Source organism: Streptomyces sp. NPDC050703 (assembly GCF_040654435.1).
Classification (GTDB): Bacteria; Actinomycetota; Actinomycetes; order Streptomycetales; family Streptomycetaceae; genus Streptomyces.
The window spans coordinates 54,491-77,821 of the sequence record NZ_JBFAHX010000036.1 but is presented as its reverse complement, the minus strand read 5'-3'; the positions used below and the strand labels follow the sequence as shown (position 1 = coordinate 77,821).

General features: G+C 73.4%; 16 protein-coding genes. 8 read left to right on the top strand and 8 right to left on the bottom strand.

Annotated elements, in window-relative coordinates:
- Positions 1-281 precede the first annotated feature (281 nt).
- Positions 282-2,915 carry a SpoIIE family protein phosphatase gene (locus AB0I16_RS27665; RefSeq protein WP_363252316.1) on the top strand — a complete coding sequence of 878 codons (2,634 nt, stop codon included), beginning with the start codon at positions 282-284 and terminating at the stop codon, positions 2,913-2,915.
- A gap of 338 nt (positions 2,916-3,253) precedes the next feature.
- On the opposite strand, the gene AB0I16_RS27660 is transcribed toward AB0I16_RS27665, so the two are convergent.
- A complete protein-coding gene (locus AB0I16_RS27660; RefSeq protein ID WP_363252314.1) occupies positions 3,254-4,738 on the bottom strand; it encodes a hypothetical protein in 1,485 nt (494 codons plus the stop codon).
- Between the two features lie 18 nt (positions 4,739-4,756).
- Between AB0I16_RS27660 and AB0I16_RS27655 the strand changes: the two genes are divergently transcribed.
- The 5 genes from AB0I16_RS27655 to AB0I16_RS27635 all read left to right on the top strand — a co-directional run bounded on the left by AB0I16_RS27655 (position 4,757) and on the right by AB0I16_RS27635 (position 12,528).
- The gene (locus AB0I16_RS27655; RefSeq protein WP_363252313.1) at positions 4,757-7,189 is read left to right on the top strand and encodes an ATP-binding protein; all 2,433 of its coding nucleotides are present in this window, start codon (positions 4,757-4,759) and stop codon (positions 7,187-7,189) included.
- Complete coding sequence (locus AB0I16_RS27650) at positions 7,119-9,632, top strand: hypothetical protein (protein ID WP_363252312.1); 2,514 nt, start codon at positions 7,119-7,121, stop codon at positions 9,630-9,632. The genes AB0I16_RS27655 and AB0I16_RS27650 overlap by 71 nt, the downstream gene beginning before the upstream one ends.
- Before the next feature lie 309 nt (positions 9,633-9,941).
- On the top strand, positions 9,942-10,631 hold the full coding sequence (locus AB0I16_RS27645; RefSeq protein WP_363252311.1) for an RES domain-containing protein: 690 nt from the start codon (positions 9,942-9,944) through the stop codon (positions 10,629-10,631).
- 501 nt (positions 10,632-11,132) lie between these two features.
- Positions 11,133-11,522 carry an XRE family transcriptional regulator gene (locus AB0I16_RS27640; protein ID WP_363252310.1) on the top strand — a complete coding sequence of 130 codons (390 nt, stop codon included), beginning with the start codon at positions 11,133-11,135 and terminating at the stop codon, positions 11,520-11,522.
- A gap of 526 nt (positions 11,523-12,048) precedes the next feature.
- Complete coding sequence (locus AB0I16_RS27635; RefSeq protein WP_363252309.1) at positions 12,049-12,528, top strand: nitroreductase/quinone reductase family protein; 480 nt, start codon at positions 12,049-12,051, stop codon at positions 12,526-12,528.
- Between the two features lie 85 nt (positions 12,529-12,613).
- Here AB0I16_RS27635 and AB0I16_RS27630 read toward each other — a convergent pair whose 3' ends face one another.
- From AB0I16_RS27630 to AB0I16_RS27620, 3 genes are all read right to left on the bottom strand, one after another.
- Positions 12,614-13,606, bottom strand: a complete 993-nt coding sequence (locus AB0I16_RS27630; RefSeq protein ID WP_363252308.1) for a DMT family transporter — start codon at positions 13,604-13,606, stop codon at positions 12,614-12,616.
- A 91-nt stretch (positions 13,607-13,697) separates the two neighbouring features.
- On the bottom strand, positions 13,698-14,783 hold the full coding sequence (locus tag AB0I16_RS27625) for an alpha-hydroxy acid oxidase (protein ID WP_363252307.1): 1,086 nt from the start codon (positions 14,781-14,783) through the stop codon (positions 13,698-13,700).
- A 17-nt stretch (positions 14,784-14,800) separates the two neighbouring features.
- Complete coding sequence (locus AB0I16_RS27620) at positions 14,801-15,760, bottom strand: TauD/TfdA family dioxygenase (protein WP_363252306.1); 960 nt, start codon at positions 15,758-15,760, stop codon at positions 14,801-14,803.
- Positions 15,761-16,078: 318 nt separating this feature from the next.
- Here AB0I16_RS27620 and AB0I16_RS27615 point away from each other — a divergent pair, with 318 nt between their 5' ends.
- Positions 16,079-17,365: an aminotransferase class III-fold pyridoxal phosphate-dependent enzyme gene (locus tag AB0I16_RS27615; RefSeq protein ID WP_363252305.1), complete on the top strand. Its 1,287-nt coding sequence runs from the start codon at positions 16,079-16,081 to the stop codon at positions 17,363-17,365.
- Entirely contained in the window at positions 17,365-18,690 is a 1,326-nt protein-coding gene (locus tag AB0I16_RS27610; protein ID WP_363252304.1) for a lysine 2,3-aminomutase, read from the top strand. Before AB0I16_RS27615 ends, AB0I16_RS27610 begins: the two co-directional genes overlap by 1 nt.
- A gap of 52 nt (positions 18,691-18,742) precedes the next feature.
- Here the strand turns inward: AB0I16_RS27610 and AB0I16_RS27605 are convergent, their stop codons facing one another.
- The 4 genes from AB0I16_RS27605 to AB0I16_RS27590 all read right to left on the bottom strand — a co-directional run bounded on the left by AB0I16_RS27605 (position 18,743) and on the right by AB0I16_RS27590 (position 23,248).
- Entirely contained in the window at positions 18,743-20,026 is a 1,284-nt protein-coding gene (locus AB0I16_RS27605; RefSeq protein WP_363252303.1) for an MFS transporter, read from the bottom strand.
- Positions 20,023-21,216: a peptidogalycan biosysnthesis protein gene (locus AB0I16_RS27600; protein ID WP_363252302.1), complete on the bottom strand. Its 1,194-nt coding sequence runs from the start codon at positions 21,214-21,216 to the stop codon at positions 20,023-20,025. Before AB0I16_RS27600 ends, AB0I16_RS27605 begins: the two co-directional genes overlap by 4 nt.
- Before the next feature lie 21 nt (positions 21,217-21,237).
- Positions 21,238-22,239 carry an aspartyl/asparaginyl beta-hydroxylase domain-containing protein gene (locus AB0I16_RS27595; protein WP_363252301.1) on the bottom strand — a complete coding sequence of 334 codons (1,002 nt, stop codon included), beginning with the start codon at positions 22,237-22,239 and terminating at the stop codon, positions 21,238-21,240.
- Positions 22,240-22,396: 157 nt separating this feature from the next.
- Positions 22,397-23,248 carry an MBL fold metallo-hydrolase gene (locus AB0I16_RS27590; protein ID WP_363252300.1) on the bottom strand — a complete coding sequence of 284 codons (852 nt, stop codon included), beginning with the start codon at positions 23,246-23,248 and terminating at the stop codon, positions 22,397-22,399.
- Positions 23,249-23,331 lie beyond the last annotated feature (83 nt).

Genomic DNA, 23,331 nt, shown 5'->3' with positions numbered 1-23,331 from the left:
CGCGCCAGGGCCCGCCCGGCGTCCACAGCCAGCACAGCAGCCGCCCCCCGATCCCGGCGGCGCGCAGGGCGAGGGAGGGCCGCCGGGCCGCCGGGCCGCCGGGCCGCCGGGCCGCCGGCGGGCGGTCGCCCATGGCCGCACGGCTTCCCTCGTGGTGCGGCTGCGGGCCGGGCAAGGCGAGGCGCCCGCCCCCAGTGCGGGTCGTCGGTGGTGCGTCCGCATCGGTGGGTCACGCCGTGCCGGCGAGTTATTTTTTCGGGTTCAGAGGGATTGATGATGGTATGGACAGCCATAATCCTCCTTCGGTTCTCTTTCGGAGTTTTCCTCCTGAGACGCGCAGTGTGCCGCTGGCTCGGCGGTTCGTGCGGTCGGCGTTGCGTGGTGTCGCGCCGGAGGTCGTGGACACCGCCGAGCTGCTGGTCAGCGAGCTGGTGACCAACGCGGTGCTGCACGCGCGTACCGAGGTGGAGGTGCGGGTCTGGTCCCACGAGGGACAAGTGCGCGTACGCGTCGGCGACGGTCGGCCCGACCGCCCGCTCGTGCCGCGGGAGGTCAGGCCGTACGCCGGTGCCGGGCGGGGTCTCGCCGTGGTCGAGCAGCTGGCCTCCAGTCATGGGGCCCACGTCGGGGAGGGCCGCAAGACGGCCTGGTTCGAGCTGTGGCCCAACGCCCCGGTGCCCCCGACGTCCGGGTGGGAGTCGGTGCCGGTGCACGGGCGGACCGCGACCGTGACGCTGATCGACATGCACGACATCGTGTTCCGCGCGGCGCAGCAGCACGGTGACGAGATGCTGCGCGAGCTGCTCCTGACCACCGACGTCGAGGAGCGCGCCGGCGTGTCGGGCCCGGACTTGCTGGTCGCCGGCGATGTGACCAACGTGCTCAACGCGTGCATGACGTCCGCCCTGGAGGAGACGGTCACCGGCGGCGCCACGGTGACCCTGGACATCGCCTTTCCCCTGGACGCCGCACCAGCCGTGGACACGTTGCGGCACGTGCTCGAACACGGCGACGCGGCGGCGCAGCTGGGGTCCCTGCTCACCCTCCCGGCGCCGCCGCACGTGCGCGGCCACTACCAGTGGGTGCTCGACCAGCTGGTCACCCAGCTCTCCGGAGCCCCGCCCACCGCGTGGACGCTGCTGCCCGGCGCGACGGACGCGACCTCCGCCGAGCTGACGCCGTGGGACGCCGGTGACGTGGAGGACAGCAGCGTGCCGACCGTCGCGGCCGACGACGACGGCCGGATCATCGCGGCCAACACCGCCCTGGCCGGCCTGCTGGGATGGCAGACCGACGAACTGATCGGCCGCCCGTTGACGGTGCTGATCCCCCAGCATCTGCGGGAGCGTCACCGGGCCGGGTTCACCGCGCTCCGGCTGACCGGCCGGTCCCGGATCATGGGCCGGTCCATCCCCCTGCCGGCCCTGCACCACGACGGCAGCCTGGTCCCCGTACGCCTGCACGTCCACAGTCAGGAGGCGGTCGACGGCCGCACGGTACGGGTCGGCCAGTTCATGCCCCGGGCGATGGCCCCCGGGGAGGAGCAGCCGGCGTCACGTGCCGATACCGGGACCCTGGCGTGGCCGCAGGCACCTGCGGCGGCGCCGCGGGCCGGCGGCCGGAAGACACGGGACAGGCAGCGGTCGAGTCTGCCGGCCGACACCACCCGCGCGCTGTCGAGCACACTCGACCTGCGCGAGGGGCTGCGCCGGGTCTGCCACGTCCTGACCCAGCAGCTGGCCGACTGGTGCGTGGTCGACCTGCTCGACGAGCACGGGGACGCCGAACGGATCTGCGTCGTCCACCGCGAGCCCCGGGCCCTGGGCGCAGGCGTGGAACTCGGCAGGCTGCCTCCCCTGTCCGAGAACGCGCGAGGACCGCTGGCCCGGGTCCTGCACGGCGCGGGCCCCCTGCTGATCACCCGGATTCCCCCGCCCGACCAGGCGGAGAGCGCCCTGGACGCCCGGCAGCTCGAACTGTTCGAGCAGCTGGGCGCCGGCAGCACGATCATGGCTCCGCTGCGGGCGCGCCGCGAGGTGCTGGGCGCCCTGATCGTCGTACGCACCGGCCATGACGACCCCTTCACCGAACAGGACGCGCTCCTCGTCGCCGATCTCGTCAAAGGCATCTCGCTGAGTGTCGACAACGCCCGGCTGCACCAGCACACCCGTACCGCGGCCGAGCGTCTTCAGCGCTCGCTGCTGCCCCGCCTCCCGCACATCCCGTCCATGGAGATCACCGCCCGCTACGCCCCGTCGAGTACCACCGCCCAGGTCGGCGGCGACTGGTTCGACGCCTTCACCCTGCCCGACGGCGACACGGCGCTGGTCATCGGGGACGTGTCCGGGCACGATCTGAACGCCGCCGTGACGATGAGCCAACTGCGCAACATGCTCCGCGGCATCGCCGTCGACTGCCAGGACCGGCCCTCGGAGGTGCTGCGCCGCCTCGACCTCGCGACCCTCACCCTGTACCCGCATTCCACCGCGACCTGCGCCTACGCCGTCGTCACAGGCCCCCGCGACGGCCCCTGGGAAGTGCGCCACTCCTCCGCGGGCCACCTCCCCCTGCTGCTGACCCTTCCCAACGGCGACACCCGCTACCTGGACACCGCCTCCGGTCTCCTCATCGGCATGGACAGCACCTTTCCCCGGCCCACCGCCCGCGACCCGCTGCCGGCCGACTCCACGCTGCTGATGTTCACCGACGGCCTGATCGAACGCCCCGGTGAATCCCTCAGCGACGCCATGACCCGCCTGCGCCGGCACACCGCCGCCCTCGCCCGGGCCCCCCTCGACGTCTTCTGCGACGAACTCATCCTCGGCCTCGGCGCGGGCAGCACGGACGACATCGCCCTCCTCGCCCTGCGTCCCACCCCGACGGCCGCCGCCGACGACGACCGACAACGACCGTGATCGAGCGCCGCCACGACGAAGAGCATTCCGTACTGGATCGACGCCGACGAACCGGAGGGAGCGGCGGCGACTGCTGAGCGGGGCAGGGTTCTCGACTCAGGGGCCTGAGGCCGGCTCTCCGTCCTCTGAGAGCCTGTGTCATCACCCCGGCCGGATCAGCGTGCGGCGTCTGGTGCGTGCGATCGCAAGGCGCCGGAGCGTCCTCGATGGGGGTCCCCCCAGACCTTTCAGGTCTGGGGGAGGAGCCACGTGGGCGTTTCGGCAACGCCGCATGGGGGTCCCCCCGCGCCCTTCAGGCGTGGGGGAGTGCGTGCCAGGCGTCGCGCGCCCGGCCGGGGTTATGACACAGGCTCTGACCCCGCGAAGACGATCTGCGTGACCACCGGGCCGTAGTCCGCCTTCGCCGTGATCCTGTAGAGGCCGGTGTCCGGCAGGCTCACCCGGGTGGTGAGGCGGTCGTCGTCGGATACGTCGAAGGAGAGCTGGCGGCCGGTCCAGGTGCCGTCGGCCGCGGTGATCGTGCACTCCACCGCCGACGGGTCGTCGGTGCCCGTCACCACGCACTCCCACGGGGTGCCGGGCGTGACGAAGTCGGGGACCGACAGGCCGATGCCGTCGTCCGCCTGCTGGGGGCCGCGGATCAGGGCGTCGTGGTCCAGGAGGAAGTCCTCCACCAGCGGCAGCACGCGCTTGTTGGCGGCCAGCGCGCCGTGCTGGGCGGGAACGGGGATCGTGGGGGTGCTCACCGCCGCCGACAGGCGGTGGACCGTGCCGTCCCCCCATACCGTCCTGCGCCGCGGGGCGCCGGCGGGGCCCCGCATCAGTTCGCCGTCCGGGTGGGTGAGGAAGGCGTACTCCGAGGCCCGTACGACGCCGTCGGTGAGGGTCAGCGACTGGACCGTGTCCTGGCGGACCCCGACCACCGGCTGCTGGTGCGGGAGCGGGCCGGCGTACAGGGCGCGGTAGAAGTCCTCGGCCCCCGTGGCCAGTTCCTTGTCGCCGCCGAGGTCCGCGACGTCGGCCGGGGTCAGACGGCGTACGTCCATGCCGTCCTCCACGCACAGGAAGCGCGGCAGGAGTTCGTGCACCGCCGGCATCGTGGCCGCCGCCGCAGCGAGGCGGCCGTGCGGCAGCGGCAGCGGGGCGCCCTGGAGGGCGTTGAGGATGTTCGCGGCGACGACCGAACCCTGGAACGGCGTGCCCAGGGTGAGGATGCCGCGGGTGTCGGCGGCCAGGTCGCCGTCGCCGCCGAGTGTGAGGGCGGCATTGGTGACCAGGCCGCCCATCGAGTGCGCGACGAACACCAGGCGGGCCGGGCGGTCCTCGTACGCCTGGCGGCGGGCCGCGGCCTGCGCGGGGTGCGCGAGCCAGTTCTGCAGGTGGGCGCGGGCCTCCTCGGCCAGGCGGCGGGCGTTGACGGCGACCGGGAGCCGCCAGTCGTAGGGGAAGGTCATGACCGCCTCGCGGTGGGCCGCGGTGTTCTCGGCCAGGGTGACCAGCCTGGTGTAGGGCTCGATGCCGCGCAGGAACGGGCTCCAGACCGGGGTGCGCAGCAGCCTGCGGGCCCGCACGCGGCCGTAGTCGCCCTCGCGTTCGGCGGGGGTGAGGTGCAGGGGCTGAAGGCCCTTGCCGCGCAGCCAGGCCCTGGTCAGCCACCGCGGGTCCGCGATGCCCCAGATCACCGTGTCGGTGATCGTGTCGTGGAGTTCGCTGCCCATGATGCCCGGGACGATCACGATCGCGTCGTGCGTGACGCGCGGCGTCGGGGCGGGCTCGGTGTACGGGGCGGGAGCGGGCCGGCCGGTCCCCCAGGAGTGCGTCATGGCTGTCACACTAGTGACATGCGGCACACGGGGGGCGAGGTACGGCACACGCGGCTACCGGCGCAGTGTGACGACCCGTCACAGGACCCCGCGGCGCAGCGGGTGCTGTTGACGCTCGCCGTGCGGGACTACACCGACGACGACAACCACGCCGAGTTCGCCGAAGGGATCGACCAGCAGCTCGGCGTGGTCGGCGAGTGGTGGCGCACGCCGGGGCCCGGGCAGCCGTTCCGGCAGGTGGGCCCCGCCGAAGAGCTGCGGAACCGCGAGCAGGTCGAGGACTTCCTGCGCCGGCAGCACGTACGGGAACTGCGGGCCCAGGCACTGGTGGTGTTCATCACCGGACACGGCATCGCCGGCAAGTCCGACACCCACTTCCTGCGCCTCCCCGACACCGTGCCGAACCGGCCCCTGGCGACGGCCGTTCGCACGGTCGACGTGGTGGCCGCCGCCCTGGACTCGCACGCCGAGAACGTCCTGGTCATCGTGAACACCTGCTTCGCCGGCAACATGCACGCCGACCTGGCCGCCGTGGAGAAGGAGATCCGGCCGAGCAGGCGGGAGTCCGCCCAGCTCGACGTGCTGGTCACCTGCGGGCTGACCACCAAGATCGAGGTCCTGCGGTTCCCGGAGCTGTTACGGGCGGCGCTTGAGCGGCTGCGCCACACCGCCGGCATCACCTCGTCGCACCTGAGCGTGCCGGAGTTCATGGCCCAGTACGCCCGGGGGCTGAGCCCGCGCGACGAGAAGAAGTTCAAGCTCCACCACCTGGTCCAGGGCGGCACCCTCCAGCCCTCGCCGTGCCTGCCCAACCCCGGCTACGCCCGGCTGCGGGAGCCGAGCGGCGCCATGCGCGGCTACCACCCCTGGACCGCCGAGTACTGGCTCGACCGGGCCACCGGGCGGCCCAACGAGAGCGATTCGGGCTGGTACTTCCGCGGGCGCGAACGGCTCGGCCGCGAGATCGCCCGCTTCGTGGAGCCGGCCGCGCCGGGCGGTGTCCTGCTGGTCACCGGGTGCGCGGGCAGCGGCAAATCGGCCGTCCTGGCCCGCGCCGTGACGCTCAGCGACCCCGTCTTCCGCCTCGACCCGCTCTACAAGGCCGCCGAGGCCGCCTCCGCCCCGGGCACCATCCCCGCGGAAGGTGCCATCAGCGCCGCCGTGCCGGCCCGCAACGCGGACGCCGCCCAGGTCGCCGCCGACCTCGTGCGGTCCCTGGGGATGAGCCCCGCCCCCGTCGGCGCCACGGACGATCCGGTGGCGGTGTGGTCCCGGCAGGTCCAGGACTTCGTCGTACGGGCGTCCGACGAGCCCGTGACGATCGTGCTCGACGCCCTGGACGAGGCCCAGGAACAGGCGCGGATCATCAGTGACGTGCTGGCTCCGCTCGCCCCCTTCTGCGGTCGGGGCGCCCCGGTTCCCGGGCCCCGGCCCGAGGAGTGCCGCGGGGGGCGCCGGCAGGAGCAGCCGGGCGGGGACGGGGCGTTGGCCTCCGGGCGGCGGGTGCGGCTGTTGATCGGGGTGCGGTCCAGCCGGCCCTTCCACGCGTCCGGGGCCGGCGCGCGGCCCGCCCCTGCCGATGCCTCGGGGGACACGGCCGCGGCCGAGGACGGCGCGGGGCTGCTGCAGGCCCTGCGGCGGGTCTTCCCGGCCGCGCGGACGGAGCGTACCGACGGCGACGAGGGCAGGCGGGACATGGAGCTGTACCTGCGGGCCCTGGTCGGTGGGGTGCCCGCGGCCGAGGCGCTCCGGGCGGAGTTGCCGCACGTCGTCGAGGCGGTGTGGCCGTCCTTCATCGACGCCCGCCTCGCGGGCTACCAACTGCGCGAGGCGCGGGACCCGGTGGCCCTGGCCCGCGACCCCGAATGGCACCGCGCCACGCTCACGCACGGCATCCGCGGGCTGCTGCGCAGCGATCTGCGGATGGTCGCGGAGGACGGCCTGCCCCCGCGCGTCGCGCTGGCCCTGCTCAAGGCCTCCGCCTACGCCAAGGGCCAAGGGGTGCCCTGGGGGGAGGTCTGGCCCGCCATCGCCGGTGTCTTCCTCCTGCCCGAACAGCTCGCGCCCGAGGAGTGGGACCGGATGATCGCCAGGCTGCTGAGCGGCCGGCTCAGCGGCTACCTCGCCCAGACCGTGGAGGACGAACGACGCGTGTACCGGCCCGCGCACGAGGAACTGGCCGCCGAACTGCTGCGGCCCGACGCCGACTTGCTGGCCGGCGGCGGGGACCGAGACGGGGACGGGGACGGGGACCGAGACGGAGACCGAGACTGCGGCAGAGACGGAGACGGCGGCAGAGACGGTGACGGGCGCGGTGACCGTGACGGGCGCGGCGGTGGGCGCGGTGACCGTGACGGGCGCAGCGGCGAGCACGGTGACCGTGACGGGCGCAGCGGCGAGCACGGTGACCGTGACGGGCGCGGCGGCGAGCGCGGTGACCGTGATGACTGACGTGCCCGACGAGCGCCAGGCGGCCATCCACCGGCAGATCGCCGAGCGGCTCGCCGAACTGGTCCCCAGCGATCCCGCGCTGCCGCCCCACCCCTACCTCCGCCGGCATCTGGCCGAACACGCGGCCCAGGGTCACGTCCTCGACGACGAGCACGTGCCGCTGGCGCTGCTCGCCTGGGAGAGCAGCGCCCAGGTGGGGCGGCTGCTCGCCGCGGGCAGGGAGGAAGGCGGGCGGAGCCGGTGGCTGCGGGCCTGGGCGGCGCTCGAACCGTTCGCCCGCGGCGTCGGGCCCGTGTCGCGCCTGTCCAGCCTCCGCCTGGCACGCCACGCGGCGGGCCCGCCCGCCCCCGCCGCCGACACCGCCACCGGCCCCGGCCCCGATGCCGGTGGTGGCACCGCCGGCGACGACGGCTCCGCACCGGCGTCGCTCACGTCCGTGCCGATCACCCCGCTGTGGAGCGACCGGGTGCCGCCCACGCCCGCGTGGACGGCCGGGACCACCGAGGTGACCTCGCTCGCCGTGCTGGACGCGCCCGGAACGCGGCCGGTGACCGTGGCGGCGGGCGACGACGTGGGCACCCTGCGCCTGCTGCGCTTCGACGGCCGGCTCGCCCATGTGCCGCTGCACCTGCACTCGGGCGCCATCACGCATCTGCTGGCGCTGGAGGGCGGCCTCCTCGTCACCGCGGGCACCGACGGGCGCGTGATGGCCGTGGCGGAGAAGGCCGACGGGCAGCTCACCCACTGCCTCGTCACGCACAGGGAACGGACCTGGGTCAGCTCGCTGACCACGTACCACCCGGCGGGGCGGCCCCGGCTGCTGCTCGCGGCGTTCAGCGACGGCGCCGTCGAGGCCTTCGAGGCCGACGGGCACGCCGTAGGGGCTGCCGGCGCCGCCCCCGGTCGCCTCCGGCCCCACCCGCTCCCCCTCGACCCGCTCGCGGACGCCTCCGGTCTGCTGTGCGGCATCGGCACCGCCGGTGGGGATTCCGGTGCCGCCGGTGCGGGTCCCGGTGCCGCCGGTGCGGGTTCCGGTACCGGCGCCCAGTGGTTGCTGCTGGGCGCGCACGACACCGTCCACGTCTTCGACGGCCGTTCCACCGTCCCGCACTCCCGCCACGCCGGCCGGGTACGGGCGCTGCTCGCACTGCCCGGGTCCGGGCGGTACGCCGTCGGCGACGAACACGGCAACGTCTCGCTCTGCGACCTCTCCGCCCCCGCCCCCCTCCGCACGGCACGGCACGACCCCGCCCTCGCGGGCGGCGTGCCGCCGCCGGTGACCTGCCTCCAGCTCGTCTCCCTCGCCGGGCGGACCGCCCTCGTGTCCGCGGCGGGCAACGGCACCCTGCGCCTGTGGCGGCTGCCCGGCCTGCAGGCCGTGCCCGGGATGCTCCAGGCCCACACCGCCCCGGTGAACGCCATGACGTGCCTGCCCGGGCGCGGGCCCGACCGGCTGCTCTCCGGCGGCGCGGACCGCGTCGTACGCGGCTGGCCCATCGACGAGGGCACCTTCGGCCGGGAGCCGAGGGCCTGGAACCGGGTCACGGCCACTGCCGTGTCGCCCGCCGCCCCCCACCGGCTGGCCGTGGCCCGCGCCTCGCGCGTCATCATCAGGGACCTGGCCACGGCGGAGCGGACCACCGTCCTCAAGGGCCGCCGCGTCACCGCCCTGGCCTGGCCCCTGGTGGGCGGGCGGCGGCTGCTGGCCGCCGCCGTCGGGGACACCGTCCGCTGCGTCGACCCCGGCACCGGGCTGCGGGCGGGCCCCGACATGACCGGCCATCTGCTGCCCGTCACCGCCCTGGTGGCGGTGGGCTCGGCGGACGGGGACCTGCTGGCCAGCGCGGGAGCCGACGGCAAGGTGTTCGTCTGGCGGCCGGGCAGCGGCGAGGAGCTCGCCCGCTTCGGCGACCACGAGTTCACCGTCCGCTGCCTGGCCACCCACCACGGCCCCCGGCGGCGGCTGCTGGCCTCCGGCGGCAGCGACGGCAACATCCGGATCTGGGACGCCGACACCCGCGCACAGCACGGCCCGACCCTCAAGTGCGACCAGGGCATCATCAACGACCTGGCCTTCGTCGCCCCCGCCCCGGACGACGACGCGCCGCTCATCGCCGCGGCCGGACAGGACGGCACCTTGAAGCTGTGGGACCCGCGCACCGCCCGCGCGGTGCGGACCCTGCACTGCCATGACGGCGAACTCAGCGCGGTCACCGCCCTGCGGCTGCCGTTCGAGCGCACCGCCGTCGCCGCGGCGGGCAAGACCAGCATCCGCGTGTGGGACACCGCCGCCCCGGCACGGCCGCTGCTCCAGCTCGTCACCGGCTCCCCCGTCGAGACCCTGAAGACCGTGCAGGACCCGCAGCGGGTCGACTCCTCGATCCTGCTGGTCTCCGGAGAGGCGGGCTCGATGGCGTTCCGGCTCCACCACGACCGACTGTGAGCACCACGACCGGCGAAGCGCGGGCAGCACTGCCGACAGTGCGCGCCGTGCGCCGGGTGTGCTGCAACGTTCCGTCCCGTGCGCCGTGCCGGTTGGCGTGAGCGGCGGGACAGGACACCCCTCGCCGCAAGAGAATCCTTGGACCCGGCGCCAGGACCCGCTCCTGGCACGTGTTCGAAAAGCTGTCCGTCACGAGTGAGGATCGATGACCGCTGCGTTAGAGCACCGCCTTTTGGCAGTGCCCCGTGAACCCGCCGCAGGGCGCACCGCTCTCCGGGCCCCCCGGCCCGCCCCGCCGGGGAGGTGGCGGTGACGGCCGTTCCCCCGGTGGCCCTCTCCCCCGCTCCCGCACAGGGCGTGTGGCGGCTGGGATGGGCGAACGACGCGGTCCGGTACAACCAGGTGGAACCCGAGACCTTCGACGGTTCCTCCGCCGGCCGGTTCAGTCTCTTCTCGTACGAGACGCTGTACTGCGCCTCGACCCCGGCCGGCTGCTACGCCGAGGCCCTGCAGCAGTTCCGCGTCTCGCCACGGATGCGCCGCCTGATGCGGGACGACGCCGTGCCGGCCTCCCCCGCCCACATGGCGGTCGGGCACATCGCCTCCAGCTGGCGCGACAACCGCATCCTGGTGCGGCTGACCGCGTCGCCGCAGGCCCAGTTCCTGGATCTGGAGGCCGCGGAGACCCGGCAGGTCATCATCGAGGAACTCGGCGAGGACCTGCGGTCCTTCGGGGTACGGGACTGCCTGACCGACGAGCACCTGCGGGGCAAGGACCGCCGCATCACCCGGCAGATCGCCGCCTGGGCGGTCGCCCAGCGCAACGAGCAGGGGCACCAGCTGGTGCAGGGCATCGCCTACCGCTCCGGCTACGCCGGTTACCGGTGCTGGGCGATCCTGCGGGACACCGAGCTGACGGAGAGGGAGTGGCGGCCGATCAAGCTGGAGGACCGGGCGCTGCGGGAGGTCGCCGACGAGTTCGGGCTGACCGTGTGGTGACCTCCGCCGGGCCCGCGGGGCGCGCGACGCGTCCACAGAGCCGTACGGGATGTCGCCCGTTCGAGTCTTCCGTGTGAGGTCCGTCATGGCTCCGCGACGCGGTGCCACCGGGAGAAACGTCCTGATGAGCGTCGTGGAGCCACCCTTACGGGTGGGATTTAGGGGTGTTTTCAGGTGGTAAAACTGTGGAGTAAGGACCCCCTAAACGGGTACGCTTCCCTCAACACGATTGAGGAGTCGGCATGTTGACGAACGATCCACGCAGAGCACGCCCGTTATCGGCGCCGCACCGGCGGCCCCGCCCGGCCGCCCAGCTGTCGTACCCGAACGCCTCCTCACAGCCGACGTGGTGTGCATCCTGGCCGGCCGGCCAGTTCCGGGAACGCGCGGCATGACGTCCTGCCGCAGCCAGAGTCCCGCCTCCGGCACCCCCGAGGCTTCAGCGCGCTGACCGCGCGCGCTTCGCCGTGCCCGACGGGCCGGCGAGGAAACGAGGAGATCATGCAGACTCAGCGAGAGAGCGCCGCCGAGGCCGAAGCCGCCGCGCTCCGCGAGACCACAGAACTGACGCCCGCCCGCATGGCCGCCCTGCTCCAGGACACCTTCAGCCAGCGGATCGCCGCCCTCATCGCGGGCGTGGACGACCACAGACAGGTGGGCCGGTGGGCCCGCGGCCAGAACATGCCGCGGATCGACTCCGAGAGCCGGATGCGCGCCGCCTGCCAGATCTTCACCTTCATCGCCAACTGCGAGAACCCGCACATCGCCCGCGCCTGGATGCTGGGCATGAATCCGCAGCTCGACGACGACTCGCCCATCGAGGCGATCGCCGAAGGCCGCACCAAGGACGTCATGGCCGCGGCACGCTCCTTCCAGCGCGGGGACCTCTGACCTCGCGGCGGCACCGCCCGCGCGCACGGCAGCCGCGGGCGGTGTGTCCCACCTCACCCCGCGGACCGCGCCGAGCCGGAACATTCGTGTAGGCGGCATCGTTCTTCTGTACGTGGCTGCGGAGGGGACAGTGTCCCCGGGCCTCACCCCTGGCCCATGGGGAAGATCGTTCGGCTGAAGCCCCATGGAGCCCCTCGCCGAGAGGCGACCGCCCTCCGCTCGCCACACCTCTGCCGCCCCGGCTGGTCTCCCCCGTCCAGCCGGGGCTCTTCCGTGGTCCTTCCGCCGGGCCTTCGCGGTGCCGCGCCGGGCCGTCCCGCCCGCGGACGCGCCCGCGGACGCGCCCGGAGCGGGCTCTCGACCGGCTCACGAGTGATTCTCCAGAGCGCCGGAGCATACTCGTACTCGTGAGCCACACAAGCAGGGTCACGAGCCCTCAAGGCACACCGAACGCCCGTCGTCGCCCCACATCCCCCGAGGGCGACGGCGGGCAGAAGCGCTCGGCGGGGTCCTCCACGGTGGAGTGGTGTTGCGGTTCTTGTACGGGCTGAAACGGTGGATATACCGGGGTGACCGGCCCGGTGTCGTGGTCCGTCCGCTCAACCGCTACTGGCGGTGGAAGTACGGCTCGGCCCACGGACGCGCGGGCGGTGTCACGCTGCGCGTGCGCGGACGGTCGAGCGGCAGAACGATCGCCTTCCCGGTGATGCTCGTGTCCGCCGACGGCCACTGGTACGTGGTCTCCATGCTGGGGGCCCACGCGAACTGGGTCCGCAACGTGCGCGCCGCGGGCGGGAAGGCCGCGATCAGACGCGGCCGGACCTTCGACGTCCGGCTGCGCGAGCTTCCGGTGGAACGCCGCGCCCCCATCCTGAAGAAGTACCTCCACGCGGCCCCCGGCGCCCGGCCGCACATACCGGTGGACCCCGAGGCGCCGATCGGCCGGTTCGAGGAGATCGCCGCGGACCATCCCGTGTTCGAGGTGACCGGGCTGCCCACCCCGTAGGCCACGGCGACGGGGGCCCGGGACGGCTCGGTCCCCGGCCCCCGTCGGCACACCGGCCCCCGTCGGCACACCGGCCCCCGTCGGTTCAACTGCTCCCGGCGGGCGCTCGCCGCCGCAGGACGGCGAGCTGCGCCAGCACGATTCCCGTGAGCATCAGGGCGGACCCGGCCAGTTGCTCCGCGGACAGCGCCTCGCCCAGGAACACGTAGGCGAGTCCGGCCCCCGCGACCACTTCCAGGCTCAGCATGAGGCTGGCCGATGCGGGCGGGAGCCGGCGCTGCGCGGCGGCGCCGAGCGCCAGGCCGCCGGCCATGCCGATCACTCCCACCCAGACCATCAGCGCCCAGACGGGGACGGTCCAGCCGTTGAGCTCCGTGCCGCGTCCGAGCGCGGCGAGGGGGAAGGGCTCCGCCAGGCCGGCCAGCGTGAGCGTCACGGCGCCCACAGCGGCGCCCCAGGCCGACATGACGAGCGGCTCGTAACTGCGCAGCCCCCGTTCGGCGAGCAGGAAGCGGCCCGCCAGCGTCAGGGCGGCCAGGAACGCCAGCCCCAGGCCGGGCCCGTCGAGCCCGCCCCCGGACCACACCTCGCCGGTGAAGGACAGGCCGACGAGGGTGAGCGCGATCCCCGCCCACACCAGGCCGGAGACGTGTTTGCGCTGGACGAGCCGCACCCACAGGGCGACCAGCAGCGGGGAGAGGTACTCCACCAGCAGGGCCACGCCCACCGGGAGCCGCGCCAGGGACATCGTGAACACGACCTGGTTGAGGGCGAGGCTGACGGCGCCGTAGAGCAGGACCAGCCACACGTCGCCCGCCCGCACGCGCAGGTGTCCGCGGTGCACGGTCGCGGCGACGGCCATCAGGAGTACGGCTCCCACGAGCGCCCGCGCCTGGATGATCTGGACGGCCGTCAGTTCCGTCGTCCCCAGGGCCTTCAGCGCCGGGGCCGCGCCGCCCATGGCGACGGCGGCCCCGACGGCCAGGCCGAGTCCGGGCAGGAGGCCGCCGGTCCGTCGCCGGCCGCGGGCGGGCGCACGAGGCGGGGCCTCGCCACCGCGCTGTCTCAGGGTCGCCACCGCGGGGCTGCTCCCTCGTCCTCGTTGATGTGGTCGTTGGTGTGGTCGTAGGTGTCCTCGCCGGGGGCGGGCGCGGGCGCGTCGGCCGGCATCAGTGGCGCGTGTGCCGGCAGGACCTGGTCACGAAGGTGTCGTCCAGTTCGGCGGCCGTGGTGATGCCCATCTGCAGCAGGGCGTCGCTGAACTCCTGGCGCAACAGGTCAAGGACGCGCTCCACTCCTCGCTGGCCGCCGAGACCGAGCCCCCACAGGTACGGCCTGCCGATGCACACCGCTCGGGCCCCGAGTGCGACGGCCTTGGCCAGGTCGACGCCGGAGCGGACCCCGCCGTCGAAGATCACCGGGTGTCCGCGCGGCACCGCCGCGACGACCGAGCGCAGGGCGAACAGCGCCGGCAGCACGCCGTCCAGTTGACGGCCGCCGTGGTTGGAGACGATGGACGCGTCCGCGCCCAGGTCGACGCAGCGCCGGGCGTCGGCGGGCCGCAGCACGCCCTTGACCAGGAGCGGCAGCGAGGTCCTCGACCGGATGCGTGCGAGGTCGTCCCAGGTGACGGGGATCTTCTCGTGCCGTCCGCCGGCCGGTGGGTCGCCCCGCAGGATTCCCAGCACCCTGAGGGTGCCGTAGTCGACGCCGGGGGGCAGCCGGTAGCCCGCCCGCGCCGTGCTCAGCCTGCGGGCCGCGAAGGACGCGTCGACCGTGACGACCAGCGCCGATGCGCCGCACTCCTCGGCGTAGGCGACGGTGGCGTCGACGTCCGCGCGGGAGCGGTAGGGGAAGAGCTGGAACCAGGTGCGGCCCGGCGCCGCCTTCGCGATGTCGGCGTAGGGGAAGTGCGAGTCGGTGCTGACGATCGAGAGGAGGCCGTGCCGGGCCGCGGCCCGCGCGGTGGCCAGTTCGGCGTCCGGGTGCACCAGTCGCTGCGGGCTCGTGGGTGCCAGCATCAGCGGCATGGCGAGCGTGTGGCCCAGCACCGTGACCGACGTGTCGAGGTCGGCGGGGCCCTCGTGCAGTCCGCGCGGGCTGAGCCACACGTCGTCGAAGGCGGCCGTGTTGGTGGCGACCACCCGGTCCGAGCCCGCACCGCCCGCCACGTACTGGGCGACGGGCCGGTCCGCGTGGGCCATCCACCGCTCCTCGAACTCGTCGAGCGACAGGAGCGTGTCGAGGCCGGCCACGTGCTTCTCCCGCCCTTTCACCAGATGCCTTCGATGGCCGGGATGGGCGGGACGACCCGCGAGCCGTCCATCATCTGCCGCACGGAGTGCGGAATGGAGGTGATCGCGTAGAAGCGCCGCAGCCACCGGTCCTGGCCGTCGTAGCGGGGCGTGAACGCCGAACGGCCGTGCGTGGCGACGTTGTTGTCCAGGACGGCGCAGTCTCCCGGCCGGAGGATGACCTCGTGGCAGACGTGCTCCAGGGCCTCGGCGAGCACGCGCAGGGCGGCGCGGCCCGCCTTGTTCAGCGAGGTGGTGTTGTGGGAGTTGAAGCGGATGAACGGCTTCTCGGCGCTGCCGAACAGCACGGGGTGGGGGCCCGAGGGAGCGGGTTCCACGGTGGAGTCCCTGGTGAACGAGCCGGGGTAGTTGCTGTAGAACTGGCACTGCCGCAGGGACCGCACCGTCTCGGGCTTGAGCAGTTCCAGCGCTTCGCGGCACGAGGCGATGCGGGTCGACGCGACGCGGTCGTGGTCCTGCCGGAGACAGATCAGGCCGATGAAGTCCGGGCGCAGCGGGTGGTGGACGTTCTCGATGTGGAAGTCGAAGGCGACCGATCCGGAGCCTTCGATCCGCGTCTCCTCGCCGGGCAGCGGCTGGACGTTGTGGACCAGGGCGCCGCTCTTCTCGTCGGCGTAGCCGATCATCGTGCCGAGCGTCTCGGCGATGAGCATGCCCAGGCCCGCCGTGCCGTGCCCCGGCAGTGTCGCCGGTTCGCCGTCGGAGTGGGTGGGAGGCAGTACGCCGACCTCCAGGCCGCGCAGCAGCATGTAGCCGGCCTTGCCGGGGTCCCGGCCGAAGTCGCGCAGCGCGTCCTTCACGCGGGCGGGCAGGGCGTCCGCACCGGCACCGTCCGGGCCGCGGTGCACGGTTTCCTCCGCCTGCCGCCACAGGTCGGAGCGTTCTCGGTCGGTCAGTTCGAAGAGCGGCGCAGTCATCGGTCTCCTCGGATTCCCCTGCCCTGACGGCAGGTGAGCAGCAACTGGTGGCGCCTGCGTGCCGTACCGCGCGACAGCGGGACAGCCGACCGCAGCAGTAAAAACCGACCATCTGGTTTTGTCAAGCTGTCCATTGCCGCCCGAACAGGCTTCAACTCGGCCCGCCCGGCTGCGATACAGGGATAAAAGCACCCTTTCCGCCTTCAGATGCCAGGCAGACAAGAAACCGACTGTCCGGTTGTCTTTTTGGATCGGCGTGGCTACCTTCGTCGGGTCGGCGCAGCGCCACAGGGGTGCGACCACGGAAAGGGACAACCCATGGCACGCTTATCGCCCGTACTGAAACCAGCGACTCCGGTCACCGTCAGCCATGCCCGCGGGCTCGACGTGTACGGGGACGACGGGCGGCGGTATCTGGACTTCACCGCCGGTATCGGGGTCACCAGCACCGGCCACTGCCACCCGGCGGTGGTCAGCGCCATCGCAGGCCAGGCGGAACGCCTGCTCCACGGCCAGTACGTGACCGTGCGGCACCGGCCCCTGCTCGACCTGTGCGACCGCCTGGGGCAGGTCCTCCCGGCCGAACTGCAGTCCCTGTTCTTCGCCAACTCCGGCAGCGAGGCCGTCGAGGCGGCTCTGCGCCTGGCCCGGCAGGCCACGGGACGCCCCAACGTCATCGTCTTCCACGGGGGCTTCCACGGCAGGACCGTGGGCGCCGCTTCCATGACCACGTCGAGCCCGCGCTTCCGCACCGGGTACGCGCCGCTGATGGCCGGCGTGCACATCGCGCCGTTCCCCTCCGCGTACCGGTACGGCTGGAGCGAGGAGGAGGCCACCCGGTTCGCCCTGCGGGAGCTGGACTTCCTGCTGGCCACCGTGACCGCCCCCGAGGACACCGCGGCCCTCGTCGTGGAACCGGTGCTCGGCGAGGGCGGGTTCGTCCCCGCCCCCGCCGCCTTCGCGCAGGGCCTGCGGGAGCGCGCCGATCACCACGGGTTCCTCCTGGTGATGGACGAGGTCCAGACCGGATTCGGGCGGACGGGGCGCTTCTGGGGCCACCAGCACCTCGGCGTCGAACCCGACATCCTGGTGGCCGCCAAGGGGCTGACCAGCGGTCTGCCCCTGTCGGTCATGGCCGCCCCGGAGAAGCTGATGAGCAAGGCCCCCGCGGGCTCCCAGGGGGGCACCTACGGCGGGAACGCGGTGGCGTGCGCCGCGGCCCTGGCCACGCTCGGCGTCATCGCGGAGGAGGGACTGGTGGCCAACGCCGCCGTCCAGGGGCCGCGGCTGGCCCGGGGGCTGCGGCGGATCGCCGAGGACCACGCCGTCCCGGGTGACATCCGCGGGCTCGGCCTGATGCTCGGCTGGGAGTTCTCCGCGCCGGACGGCGGGCCGGACCCGGCGACGGCGCTCCGCGTCCAGCAGGACGCGATCGCCGCGGGCCTGCTGCTCCAGATCGGCGGACCCATGAGGAACGTACTGCGGCTGCTGCCCGCGCTTGTCGTGGACGAGGCCCAGATCGACCAGGCAGTCGGCACGCTGTCCCGGGCCGTCGCCTCGGCCACCGGCACCGTGCGCGCCGACCGGACGAAGGAGCACGCGTGATGGCACTGTCCACCGCCCCCCGCCCGATGAGGATGCGGGCGGTCCCCGGAGCGCGCCTGGCCCACCTGCCGCAGGTCCAGCGGATGGACCCCGCCGTCCGCCGGGACATCGAGGTCGTCAGCTCGATCCTGCCGTTCAAGGTCAACAACTACGTGCTCGACGAACTCATCGACTGGGACGGGGCGCCCGACGACCCGATCTACCGGCTGACCTTCCCCGACCGCGGCATGCTGCCCGGCGCGGTCTTCGACGAGGTCGCCGAGCTGATCGACCGCAAGGCCCCCCGCGCCGAACTGCGCGGCGCCGTCAACCGCGCCCGGGCGCGGCTCAACCCCCACCCCGGGGACCAGTTGCAGGCCAACGTCCCGCAGGACGGCACGGAGCCGCTCCTCGGCCTGCAGCACAAGTACCGGGAGACGGTGCTGGTCTTCCCCGGCCAGGGCCAGACCTGCCACGCCTACTGCGGATACTGCTTCCGCTGGGCGCAGTTCATCGGCGTCGCGGAGCTGAAGCAGGCCGTCCCCGGACCGGAGAAGGCCCTGCGGTACCTCGCGGACCACCACGAGGTCTCGGACGTGCTGTTCACCGGCGGAGACCCGATGATCATGTCCACCGACCGGCTCCGCGGCTACCTCGCGCCGCTGCTCGAACCCCGCTTCGCGCACATCCGCAACATCCGCGTGGGAACGAAGGCCCTGTCCTACTGGCCCTACCGCTTCACCACCGACGACGACGCGGCCGACCTGCTGCGGCTCTTCGAACAGGCGACGGCGGCGGGCCGGCACGTGGCCGTGATGGCCCACTTCTCCCATGTCCGCGAGCTGGAGACCGCCGCCTGCCGGGAGGCCGTACGGCGGATCAGGGAGACGGGCGCCGTCATCCGCGCGCAAGCGCCTCTCGTCCGTCACGTGAACGACGACCCGGCCGTCTGGGCCCGGATGTGGCGGACCATGACGTCCCTCGGTGTGGCGCCCTACTACATGTTCGTGGAGCGGGACACCGGCGCCAGCCAGTACTTCGAACTGCCGCTGCACCGGGCCGCGTCCATCTACCGCGAGGCGCTCTCGTCGGTCTCGGGTCTGGAGCGCACGGCGCGCGGGCCGGTCATGTCCGCCTCGCCGGGCAAGGTGGTGGTCGACGGCACCACCCGCGTCGGCGGTCAGGACGTGTTCTGCCTCCGCTTCCTCCAGGCGCGCGATCCGCGGTGGGTCGGGCGGCCGTTCTTCGCCAAGCACGACGAGCACGCGGTGTGGTTCGACGACCTCAAGCCCGCCTTCGACGAACCGTGGTTCTGGCAGAGCGAGCCGCCCCGCCGGGAGAGGTGAGAACGACCGGCCGGGGGGCCGGGGCCGCTCGGCCCCGGCCCCCCTTCGAGCGTCACTTCGCCGGCTCCGGCTCCGCCTCCGGCTTCTGCTCCTGCTCCGGCTCGGGGCTCAGGTCCGGGACGCGGGTGCGCCGCATCGCCACGACGAAGTACAGGAAGGCCGCCGCCAGCAGGCACACCGAGATCCACAGCCCGCTGCGCGTCCCGAACAGTGACCCGAGGCTGCCGCCGAGCAGTGTGCCGGCGCTCAGCGGCCCGTACGCGACGAGGCGGGTGGTCGCCGCGACGCGGCCGCGCAACCGGTCCGGCGTGAGCCGCTGGCGGGTGGAGGTGCTGAAGACGTTGTAGACGGTCAGCCCGAATCCGTAGAGGACGAAGGAGACGGACCAGATCGTCACGGTGAACGGGCTCGGCTCCGTGGCGAGCGGGATGAGCACCGGCGCGAAGGAGGCGATGGCCATGCTCACCACGACGACACGCTTCAGCCCCCATCTGCGTTCGGCCTGTTCGGCGGTGACCGCGCCCAGCAGGGAACCCACGGCGCCGAGCGTCACGGTCAGACCCAGCAGGGCGGGCGAGACACCGACGACGGACGCCGCGTAGACGGTGTACAGGGTCAGCATCGCCTGCTCGAAGAAGTTGAAGAGCGCGGCCTGCCCGATCAGCGTCCGCAGCACGGGCACGGACAGCAGGAAGCGGGCCCCCGCCGCGATCTCGCTCCGCACGCGCTCGGGGGCGACCGGCGCGACGACCGGGGGCTCGCGACGCCGCACACTGCACAGGACGAGCGCGGCGAGCAGGTAGCAGACCGCGCCCGCAAGGACCGCTCCCGAGCCGCCGAGCCAGTTCATGAGCAGCCCGCCGAGTCCGGGCGCGGCGACCACGACCAGCGTGAACACCGCTTCGAGCCGCCCGATCGCGGCGACCATCTCGGAGCCGCGGACCAGGCTCGGCAGATACGCCTGCGCGCAGACCTCCGCGACGGCGACGAGCGAGCCGAACCCGAACGCGACCGCGTACAGGACGCCGAGGTGGAACTCGTCGAGACCGCTGAGGACGGGGACGACCAGCAGCGCGAGGCCGCCCGCCACGTCGGTGAACAGCAGCGTGGGGCGCCGGGGCCGCCGGTCGAGCCACACGCCGATGAACAGGGTGACCACGAGCACCGGGACGTACTGGGCGGCGGCGACCACACCCACCTCGAAGGGTGTGGCCGCGAACGAGACCGTCGCCAGCAGGGGGAACACCATCGTCATGCTCTTCGAGGCGACGCCGGTCAGGACCTGGCTCAGCCAAAAGCGCGCGAAGTCCCCGTTGAGCAGCAGGCGGGACGTCAACAGAACTCCAGCCACTCGTCGTCGACGACGGCCTTGGCCACCGCGGCCGAGGACTCGGTGAGCTCCCGCAGTTGTGCGGCGTTGTAGGCGCGGATCGTGTCGTTGTCGGTGGCGTCGCCGAACACGTCGAGCATCCACAGGGGGCGGACCTCGGCGCCGCGCATCGCCTTGGTGTCGGTGGAGGCGATACCGGCGTGCATCCAGCGCCGGCCGTGGCGCAGCGCGTCGCGGACCGGCTCGTAGTAGACGAGGTTGAAGTACTCGGCGACGTCGACCAGCTGGTCGTAGTGGAAGCCCGCCCCCTTGAGGAAGGTGGCGTCGCCCCAGCGGTAGAACAGCAGGAACCCGACGGGGGGCCCGTCCCCCCTGGCGCACATCAGCACGCGCGCCGCGTCGCCCATCGTCTCGGCCTGGACGCGCAGCGACTCGGCGAGCACCGCGACGTCGGCGGGCTGTCCGTAGCGGGCCTGCGTGCCCTGGGACATCAGGGCCGCCTCCTCGTAGCACTCCGAGAGCGGCAGCTCGCTGAAGTGGTAGCCCGCGGAGTCGAATCGTCGCTGGTCCCTGCGGATCAGCTCGCCGCGGCGCTTGGACGGCAGCGTCCGCATCCAGCCGTGCCAGTCCTCGCCCTCGGTGCGTATCCAGGCGTCGGCGGCGCACAGCACGGGCTCGGCCCGGACCCCCGCGGCGCGCAGGGCCCGGACGTCGGTGCTGTTCAGGAACATGGCGCGGCACGGCAGCCGGTCGGCGCTCCCGTGGTCGAAGAGCCGGTCGGCCACGGCCCGCCTGCGCAGGTCCGCGAGTTCGTCCAGCAGGGCCGACGCCCCTTCGGCGCGGTCCAGCCCCTCGCTGATCAGCAGATTCGTCTGGTAGCCGCGGCGCGGGCCGACGAGAAGGCCCTGCGGGGCCGCCGCGGGCAGGCCGGCCCGGGACAGCAGCCGGCCCCACTGGTAGAACCCGTTGTTCTCCTCCCAGACCGCGGTGACGGGCACGGCCGCGGTGCCGCCGGGCAGCCGGGCGTGCACGTTGCCGGTCAGGGTCCGCCCGCCGGGGTCACCGACGCAGAAGTCCAGCCATCCGCTGGTGGCGTAGAGGTGGTCGCCCGCCAGCCGGTCCCACTCCTCTGTGCCCAGCCCCTCGGTCGGGGTGTCGAAGCCGGCGGTCCGGCCGCGGCTCACGGTCATGCTCATCTCGGCCTCCACCTCGGCGGATCACACGCTCTGCGGCGTCGCGGGGACCGCCAGTGTCCGGACCCGCCTGCCGGTCCTGGTACGCAGCACGACCCGCGGCCTTCCCCCGTCGTCGACGACCTGGACGGTGCGCTCGTCGGTCCAGCCCTGGAAGCGGAACTCGTCGTCCCCGATGTGGACCAGCCCCGCGTAGGGGGCGCCGTCGTAGGACAGCACCAGGCCGTCGCCCCGCGTCCCGATCTCGGCCGGCACCCTCGGCTGGTCGGTGAGGAACTCGCCGTCGGCCTCCTCCCAGTCCGTGAAGGACTTGGGGACCTCGAAGGCGACGCGGTGCCGGGAGGCGGGCCGCAGCGGCCGCTCCTCGCGGTTGACCATGATCCTGTCGAACGGCAGCCCGGCGCGGACCTCCGCCGGGAACAGGTCGAACAGCGCCTCGGTCACCTGCACGTCCAGCACGAAGTGCACGCGGTGGGTGGTACCGCTGTTCTCGATCCGGTGGGTGCGGGCGAAGTTGCCGAACCAGAGGGAGCCCGCCTCCCACACGTACGGGGTCTCCCCGAAGAACAGCTTCGCCTCGGGCAGCGTGATCACCGGTACGTGCAGCCGGGCGATGCCCCAGGTGAGCGCGTACTTGTTGTCGAAGTGGTCGGGGCCGTAGGTGTCCGGTCCCAGCGCCATCAGCCGTACGGAGCGCAGCGGCGAGGGGATCGACCGCATGACCGCGTGCAGATGCGGGGCGAGTGCGGTGTGGGAGGTGTCGGCGAACGGCACCAGGCCGGGCCCGCCCGGGTCGGTGCGCGCCTTGTCCCCGCCCGTGCTGCGCAGGGGCATGATGTGCCAGTCGAGTTCGGTCTCGACCAGTTCGTCGTCGGTGACGAAGGTCTTCTGCAGTCTCCAGTCGGCGGCCTGCTCCGCACGCAGCGCCTGGACGTCGCGCACCAGGGGGGCCACCTCGAACTCCGGCGTCAGCCGGACCACGTCGGGGATACCGGCCTGTGCATCCGCAATCGTTTCAACAGACACGTCTGTTACTTCCTTCGCATGGCTGAATGTGCTGACGAAAAGGCTGTGGGGCGGGGTCCGCGCGGTCCTGGCCGCACACTCACAGCCAGAGAAAACCAACCGCGCGGTTCTGTCAACGCGTTCACCGACGGCCTGAACACCGTCGTCCTCACCCTCCTCACCGCGGTTCCAGGGGCCGCCCCAGCGGGCCGCCGTCCAGTTCGGCGTAGGCGCGGCGGAGGTTGCCCACCAGGCGCTCGGCGCGGCCCGGGTGGCCGAAGGGGCCCGCCAGGGCCTCCCCGGCCATCTCGGACGGCGTCAGCCCCCGCTGCCAGCCCCGCATCGCGACGACCTGGACCCACCGCAGGTAGGACTCCGTCTCGTCGAGGACACGTGCGTCCCTGATCGGCCCCCGGCCGCAGACGACCGTGCGGGCGCCGAGCGCCCGCAGCGTGCCGACGGCGCGCAGCGCCCCCTCCACGGAGCCCATCAGGGTGCAGGGCGCCGTCCCCGCGAGCACCACGTCCCCGGTGAACAGCACCCGGTCGCCCGGCAGCCACACCACCACGTCGTTGGTGGTGTGCGCGGGCCCGCAGAAGACGAGTTCGACGCTCCGGTCCCCGCTGTGCAGGGTGAGCCGCTCGTCGAAGGTGACCGACGGCAGGGCGGGCCGCGGGCCCGCCCCCGCCATCTCACTGCGCGTCAGCGCGTGCGCGATGACGGTCGCCCCGGGGAAGGTCCCGCCGTCGCCGTGGGTCCGGCCGCCGTGGTGGTGGGTGTGGACGATCCTGCGGACCGGCCCCGCGCGCAGGGACTCCACGGCGGCGCGCACGGCCCGCGCCCGCGCCGCCGTTGCGACCGCGTCGATGACCGTGACACCCTCGGGCCCCGTGATGATGCCCGCGTTGGCCGGGCACCGGCCGTCGTCGGACGGGACGCACGCGAACACCCCGTCGGCGATCTCCGTCGTACGCGGCTGTCGCGGTGCCCGCGGGCGGTGCCCGGGGCGGAGCTGGTTCGGCTCGGTCATGCGGGGCTCCTTTCGGTGACGGGCGGCCGGCGCGCGGGAGGCCGGGGCCGGGTCGCGGGCTCGGCCGCCCGGCCCTGGGCCGA

Excerpts from the sequence above, each read along its gene's own strand:
- AB0I16_RS27665 (WP_363252316.1), top strand. The coding sequence starts at position 282 with ATGGACAGCCATAATCCTCCTTCGGTTCTCTTTCGGAGTTTTCCTCCT.
- AB0I16_RS27660 (WP_363252314.1), bottom strand. The coding sequence starts at position 4,738 with ATGACGCACTCCTGGGGGACCGGCCGGCCCGCTCCCGCCCCGTACACC.
- AB0I16_RS27655 (WP_363252313.1), top strand. The coding sequence starts at position 4,757 with ATGCGGCACACGGGGGGCGAGGTACGGCACACGCGGCTACCGGCGCAG.
- AB0I16_RS27640 (WP_363252310.1), top strand. The coding sequence starts at position 11,133 with ATGCAGACTCAGCGAGAGAGCGCCGCCGAGGCCGAAGCCGCCGCGCTC.
- AB0I16_RS27620 (WP_363252306.1), bottom strand. The coding sequence starts at position 15,760 with ATGACTGCGCCGCTCTTCGAACTGACCGACCGAGAACGCTCCGACCTG.
- AB0I16_RS27615 (WP_363252305.1), top strand. The coding sequence starts at position 16,079 with ATGGCACGCTTATCGCCCGTACTGAAACCAGCGACTCCGGTCACCGTC.
- AB0I16_RS27610 (WP_363252304.1), top strand. The coding sequence starts at position 17,365 with ATGGCACTGTCCACCGCCCCCCGCCCGATGAGGATGCGGGCGGTCCCC.
- AB0I16_RS27600 (WP_363252302.1), bottom strand. The coding sequence starts at position 21,216 with ATGAGCATGACCGTGAGCCGCGGCCGGACCGCCGGCTTCGACACCCCG.
- AB0I16_RS27590 (WP_363252300.1), bottom strand. The coding sequence starts at position 23,248 with ATGACCGAGCCGAACCAGCTCCGCCCCGGGCACCGCCCGCGGGCACCG.